Origin of the sequence: Candidatus Chordibacter forsetii, assembly GCF_964187505.1 — a bacterium.
Classification (GTDB): Bacteria; Verrucomicrobiota; Verrucomicrobiia; order Opitutales; family Seribacteraceae; genus Chordibacter; species Chordibacter forsetii.
This window is the reverse complement of record NZ_CAXLML010000165.1, coordinates 1-6,729: the sequence shown is the minus strand read 5'-3', so window position 1 is coordinate 6,729 and position 6,729 is coordinate 1. Positions and strand designations below refer to the sequence as shown.

Annotated in this window: 5 protein-coding genes; all 5 read right to left on the bottom strand. The window is 52.2% G+C overall.

Going from position 1 to position 6,729, the window contains the following annotated elements; translation table 11 throughout:
- Window positions 1-698: alpha/beta hydrolase fold domain-containing protein (locus ACKPQ4_RS07020; RefSeq protein WP_407680479.1), on the bottom strand; the 698-nt coding region annotated here is incomplete at its 3' end.
- A 20-nt stretch (window positions 699-718) separates the two neighbouring features.
- Complete coding sequence (locus ACKPQ4_RS07015; protein WP_407680478.1) at window positions 719-2,236, bottom strand: sulfatase family protein; 1,518 nt, start codon at window positions 2,234-2,236, stop codon at window positions 719-721.
- 41 nt (window positions 2,237-2,277) lie between these two features.
- Window positions 2,278-3,813, bottom strand: a complete 1,536-nt coding sequence (locus tag ACKPQ4_RS07010; protein ID WP_407680477.1) for a glycoside hydrolase family 32 protein — start codon at window positions 3,811-3,813, stop codon at window positions 2,278-2,280.
- Between the two features lie 19 nt (window positions 3,814-3,832).
- A complete protein-coding gene (locus ACKPQ4_RS07005) occupies window positions 3,833-5,245 on the bottom strand; it encodes a sugar porter family MFS transporter (RefSeq protein ID WP_407680476.1) in 1,413 nt (470 codons plus the stop codon).
- Window positions 5,246-5,340: 95 nt separating this feature from the next.
- A partial coding sequence (locus ACKPQ4_RS07000; protein WP_407680475.1) for a glycoside hydrolase family 32 protein occupies window positions 5,341-6,729 on the bottom strand: 1,389 nt, incomplete at its 5' end.

Below are 6,729 nucleotides of genomic sequence, written 5' to 3'. Positions count from 1 at the left end.
GCCAGGAACTGGTCAAAACTCTTCATGCCAAAGGCATGCCCACCATACTTGCTGTTTGGGGTCCACTCTTTCATTTGCTGCGGGTCGGCAGTGGTTTGCGCGTTATTGACCGCGGCACAATAGAGTCGGGTGGATTCGCGAGCGATTGGGTCATCACTTGTGAGGTCAGCCAGATCGTCGTGGTAAAGCAACCACAGGCTGGTGCAGGCACCAGCGGAACCTCCTGCCGCTGCAATGCGAGTCTTGTCTATATTCCACTCAGCTGCCTTGCTACGGACAAACTGCAAAGCACGGGCCGCATCATGTAAGGGGGCTTTCACCGGTGGCTCAATATCCGAGTTGCTTTTGATCAGGCGATAGTTAATCGCTACCACGGAAATACCCGCTTTCAACAAGGCAGGTGCATCGACAAAACGATTAAGCCTTTCTTTGCTCCCATTTTTCCACCCCCCACCATGAATAACGAAGGTAAGAGGAGTTGGTTTGTCTGATTTTGCTTTCCAGAAATCGAGCACATGGCGCTCATGTGAACCATAAGCAACCTCGCTCAATGTGGGCTTGGGGATGGAACCAGCATACTGTTCCTTTTTGCCGGCCTTGCTGACATTTCGTGCATTGAGTGGCTTCCCCTCTGTGTGCAAATTCAGCTGGCTGGCTAAACTTAAGATTAATAAAAATAAAGAGCTTTTATATTTCATGTTTTTAAGAGTTGAAACGATCAGCGGGTGGATGTTCCTTTTTCGATTTCTGCCAATCGTTCTTCCATACGCTTTACTCGGTTGGGGTGCTTGGTCCTCAGGTTTGTCTTTTGGGCAAGGTCACTGGACAGCTCAAACAAGAGAGCAGGCGCATCGAGGGAATCTCCCTGCCAGTCCTCCTCATACCAGCCGGGCTCCTCGGTAATCCCTCCCCGGCGCAAATAAGCCCAGTCTCCCTGCCTCAGTCCGAGCTTCCCATTGGCGGCATGGTAGACCAATTCTGTCCGCACAGGCTGATCCGAAAGTAGAGTGGGCAAAACATCGAGGCTATCCTCCGCCACTCCGTCTTCCAAAGGCACCCCTATCATACCGGCTATGGTGGCAAAGAGATCTGCAAGTGATAGAGTGGAATCTATGCGGCGACCATCTTTGATTCCTCCCTTGGGCCAGGATGCGATGAAAGGAACACGGTGCCCGCCCTCAAGCAGGTCCCGCTTCAATCCACGCAGCAAACCGGACGGGTTGTGTTGATGCTTCTGGATCAAGTCACGCATAAACGGAGCCGGTCCGTTATCGCTCGAAACAATCAGAAAAGTATTCTCATATACGCCCGCCTCTTTGAGTGTGGCCACAATTTCCCCGACCGCCTGATCGGTCTGAGCTATGTAATCCCCATAAGGCCCTGCCTGAGTCTTACCCTGAAACTCATCCAATGGAACGATGGGGGAATGTGGGGAAGTGGTGGAGAAATAAAGGAAGAAGGGATCAGCGCTCTTGCTTTGTTTTTTTATGGTTTCAACAGCCTTGGCGGTAATCATCGGCATCACCTGATCGAGTTGCCAATCCTTTTGCCCCGGGCCGATCCCATGGATATAGCCACCCGACATCACCTGCTGTTTTCTGAGTTTTCCTCCATCCACATCAATGGGGTCACAGGTTAAACGATCATTTTCAATAAAGGCATAGGGGGGCATATTGGGCACATCATCCCCAAAGTAATAATCAAACCCAGCCCCCAAGGGTCCCCCCTGGATGGGCTTCGACCAATCAAACATCTCGCAGGTCGCCTTGCTCGTTCCTGTACCAATGACCGAATTGGGTGGTTTCACCCCACCCTTCCAGGGCCAGTCAAACCCGAGATGCCACTTGCCCACGCAGGCGGAATAATATCCCTTGCTCTTAAGAATTTTGGGCAAAGTTACCCGGTCAGGTGCGATGAAGGATTCTTTCCATGGGTTGAGCCGGCTAATCTTTCGGCGCCATGAATACCGCCCGGTAAGCATGGAGTAACGGCTGGGGCTACATACAGTGCTTGGAGAATGGGCATCGGTTGCCCACACCCCTTCCTCGGCCAGCTTATCCATATGCGGTGTTTTTACTTTGGATTCGGCATTAAGAAAGGAGACATCCCCATAGCCCAGATCGTCCGTCAGGATAATCACGATATTGGGCTTACCCGGCTCCTTGGCTCCGAGGCTTACCAGCCAGCATGCAGCGATGAAAAAGCTAAACAATAGGTTTTGTTTTCTGAATGTCATATTTGTAATGGATTGATTCCAGCTAGGATAGGATGGTCGTTTTATTTCTGACCGCTTCCTGCTTTGGGATAGATTGATTTGATCTGCCAGGCGGAGAACCTTTTGACAATCAGGTCACCTCCTTTGCCAAACAGGCTGATGTGAAGATCATCGGCGTCATAGTCATGCCACGCCACAGCGGCCTGGCGGTCGTTGGCAAAGACCTCGATCAGATGTTTGTCGATGAAGATGCGCAGGGTGAGGTCTTCCCCGTCCTCCAGCTCGAAGGGCGGCTGGATGTAGCCGACATTCAGGTTCTTGCTGCCCTTGCCGGATGAGATGGTGAAGCCGTCGCTGCCGTCCTGATCACACAGCACCTTGAGGCCGAACTCCTTGGCCGAGGGGGCTTCCAGAACAAGCTCTAACTCCATGGTGTCACCGCTGATCCCCTCGAGGAGATGGGTGGTGTCACTGTTGACCGTAATGTCCTTAAAGGTTTTTTCATCGGCTCGTAATTTCTTGAGTTCACGCAGGGGTTTGATGAGCAAGGTGCCCTCATCGGAAAGACTCAGCTCGCGCGGCAGGGACTGGATGCCGGTTTGGATCTTGCCTGCCAAGACTTCATTGAAATCTATTTCTATTTCTCTAGGCACTGTATTTTTCTTTTTCGACACGACCGTGGTGCACCAGGACCACATCACTCTGCGGCCATCGGGTGTCAGCAGGGATTCAGGCGCAAAGAAGTCCCAGGCGGCCCAGTTCATCATGCCATGCTGCTCGGGCAGGAATTGCTCGTCTTTGAAATCGCCGATGAAATAACGGCAGCCCAGGTCATGGCTGATGCAGAGTAGCACCCACTTATCTCCCATTTTAAACATATTCGGGCAGGAGATGTCCTCGTCTCTTCCCACCCCAAGTTTCTCTTCGTCAAAATCCGGGTGAAGCAACTCGCCGATATAGTCCCAGTCTTTGAGGTTGTTAGACTTCATGATCACCGGAGGTTCGCTGCTACTGCGGGCATTGAGTGCATAGTAAACCCCGTTGTTAATCCACAGGTCGGGATCGAAGTATGACATCTCCGTGATGTCCTTACCGTCCTTGTCCCTCGGGAGAACAAGTTCGGGTTCGCTCCACTGGTTTAGATGATCGTCCAGGGCGTAGGAAATCCAATTCTTACTCGATGACTTGCCGTGGTAGATGATTCCTGGTTTGCCTTCCTTGGTAAAAAATCCAGTGCCGCTGAACATGCCATGCCCCATTCTTTTGGGACCCAGCACGGTGGGATGCCAAGTCCAGTGCACCATATCTGTGCTGGAGACATGCCCCCAGTCCGGCCCTAAATCACGACCCTTCTCTTTTTTGCGAGCCGCACGGTCTTTGTAAATGTAGTGCAGGTGGTAGCGTCCCTTCCAGAAGAAGGCTGGGTTGGGGTCACCGGGTACTGCATGCCCGGGGCCCGGGTGGGCGAGGTGGTAAGTCAGCCAGCTCTCAGGCGGGTTCTTCGGCATCGTCGGGGTCACGTCGGCAGCTTTCGATACCGGTGCACTGAAGGCGGAAGTGATGAGGACAGTGATGAGTAGTGTTTTGGATGCGTCCATTATAGTACTTCCTTGCAGACTAGTCAGAAATGCCGAGCTTATCCTCAATCTCTTCGAGTGAAATGTTCTTGGTCTCCGGCATGAGGAACATGGCCCATAACAACTGAAGAATCATACAGACGGTGTAGAAGACGAATATATGACCCACATTGATCTCAGCAAACATCGGAAACGACCATGAGATGGCCGCAGCCATGAACCAATGCGTAAATGAACCCAGAGCCTGTCCGCGCGCCCTTACCCGGTTGGGGAAGACCTCGGATATGTATACCCAGATAACAGCACCCTGCCCGAATCCGTGCGCTGCAACGAATGCGATCAGCCCCCACAACACGACCTGGCTACCAATACCGGATACTGGGGTGCCATGTTCGAGGAACGCTTTGAAATCCGCGCCGTAGGTGTAGAAAGCCCAGGCAATGGCACTCAGGCTGATAATATATCCGATTGAACCGGCAATCATCAGCTTGCGACGCCCGAAATGGTCGATAACGATCAAGGCCAGCATTGTAAATACCAGCATGGAAAAACCGACGGCTGTGGATGTAAGCAGACCTTCAGAAAAACCTGCCATCTCGAAGATGCGCGGAGAGTAGTAGAGCACGGCATTGATACCGGAGAGTTGGTTGAATGCGGCTATCGCGATGGCCAGCATGATCGGCTTGCTGTATTTCCTGCAGAAGAACGGCTCATTGAGCGAATGGTGATCCATATCCAGAGATCTCTTGATATCGTTGATCTCGTCATCCACGCTGTTGTGGTCCGTACCGACACGATTCAGGACAGCTCTCGCCTCATCCTCCAAGCCTTTTGTTAGCAGCCATCTCGGGCTGCGTGGGGTCAGGAAAAGTAGCAAGAAGAAGGCCAGTGCCGGAAAGGCCTCAACGCCAAACATCCAGCGCCACTCCAGTGCGCCAAGGTCAAGGCCTCCGACGATGTAGTTTGAAACATAGGCCATCAGAATGCCGAAGATCACATTGAACTGCGTGATTGCGACAAACCGACCGCGCTTGTTGGCCGGGCTGATCTCAGCAATATACATCGGAGCAACAACCGATGCGCCGCCGACAGCAAGTCCGCCGAGAAGGCGGAAGAGTGAGAAGGACATCCAGCTCCATGCCAGACCACTTCCCACCGCGGACACAAAGTACATCACGGCAATGATGAACAGGGTTTTCCTGCGCCCATACCTATCGGCCTGCTTGCCAACGATGATTGAGCCGATGATCGTACCGATAATCGCAGTGGCACAGGTGAAACCATGCCAGAACCCGTACGATCCAAAGCCCAGCCTATCAGCCAGATTTCGATAATCATCAGCGAAAAAAGCTCTCAGCTCCTGCTCCGCACCGGAGATTACTGCGGTATCAAAACCGAACAAGAATCCGCCCAAGGCGGCAACCAGTGCACTTCTTAGAAGAAAACCATTCATATTTATTTTTGCTCCTATTTTCTATCTTTTGTTTTTTGTTCTATTTTATTTTCATCTGCTTTCGCCTCTGGATTGAAGGGGCGAAATGATGATATTTATTTAGTGTGTGTTTTCTGCTCCCTTCCAGCTTTGGGATAGATCGACTTCATCTGCCAGGCGGAGACCTTCTTGACTTTCAAGTCCCCTCCTTTGCTAAACAGGCTTACATGCAGGTCCTTGGGTTTATAGTCATACCACGCCACAGCGGCCTGGCGGTCGTTGGCAAAGACCTCGATCAGGCGTTTGTCGATGAAGATGCGCAGGGTGAGATCCTCGCCTTCCTGTAGTTCAAAGGGAGGTTGGATGTAGCCGACATTCAGGTTCTTGCTGCCCTTGCCCGATGAGATGGTGAAGCCGTCGCTGCCGTCCTGATCACACAGCACCTTGAGGCCGAACTCCTTGGCCGAGGGGGCTTCCAGAACAAGCTCTAACTCCATGGTGTCACCGCTGATCCCCTCGAGGAGATGGGTGGTGTCACTGTTGACCGTAATGTCCTTAAAGGTTTTTTCATCGGCTCGTAATTTCTTGAGTTCACGCAGGGGTTTGATGAGCAAGGTGCCCTCATCGGAAAGACTCAGCTCGCGCGGCAGGGACTGGATGCCGGTTTGGATCTTGCCTGCCAAGACTTCATTGAAATCTATTTCTATTTCTCTAGGCACTGTATTTTTCTTTTTCGACACGACCGTGGTGCACCAGGACCACATCACTCTGCGGCCATCGGGTGTCAGCAGGGATTCAGGCGCAAAGAAGTCCCAGGCGGCCCAGTTCATCATGCCATGCTGCTCGGGCAGGAATTGCTCGTCTTTGAAATCGCCGATGAAATAACGGCAGCCCAGGTCATGGCTGATGCAGAGTAGCACCCACTTATCTCCCATTTTAAACATATTCGGGCAGGAGATGTCCTCGTCTCTTCCCACCCCAAGTTTCTCTTCGTCAAAATCCGGGTGAAGCAACTCGCCGATATAGTCCCAGTCTTTGAGGTTGTTAGACTTCATGATCACCGGAGGTTCGCTGCTACTGCGGGCATTGAGTGCATAGTAAACCCCGTTGTTAATCCACAGGTCGGGATCGAAGTATGACATCTCCGTGATGTCCTTACCGTCCTTGTCCCTCGGGAGAACAAGTTCGGGTTCGCTCCACTGGTTTAGATGATCGTCCAGGGCGTAGGAAATCCAATTCTTACTCGATGACTTGCCGTGGTAGATGATTCCTGGTTTGCCTTCCTTGGTAAAAAATCCAGTGCCGCTGAACATGCCATGCCCCATTCTTTTGGGACCCAGCACGGTGGGATGCCAAGTCCAGTGCACCATATCTGTGCTGGAGACATGCCCCCAGTCCGGCCCTAAATCACGACCCTTCTCTTTTTTGCGAGCCGCACGGTCTTTGTAAATGTAGTGCAGGTGGTAGCGTCCCTTCCAGAAGAAGGCTGGGTTGGGGTCACCGGG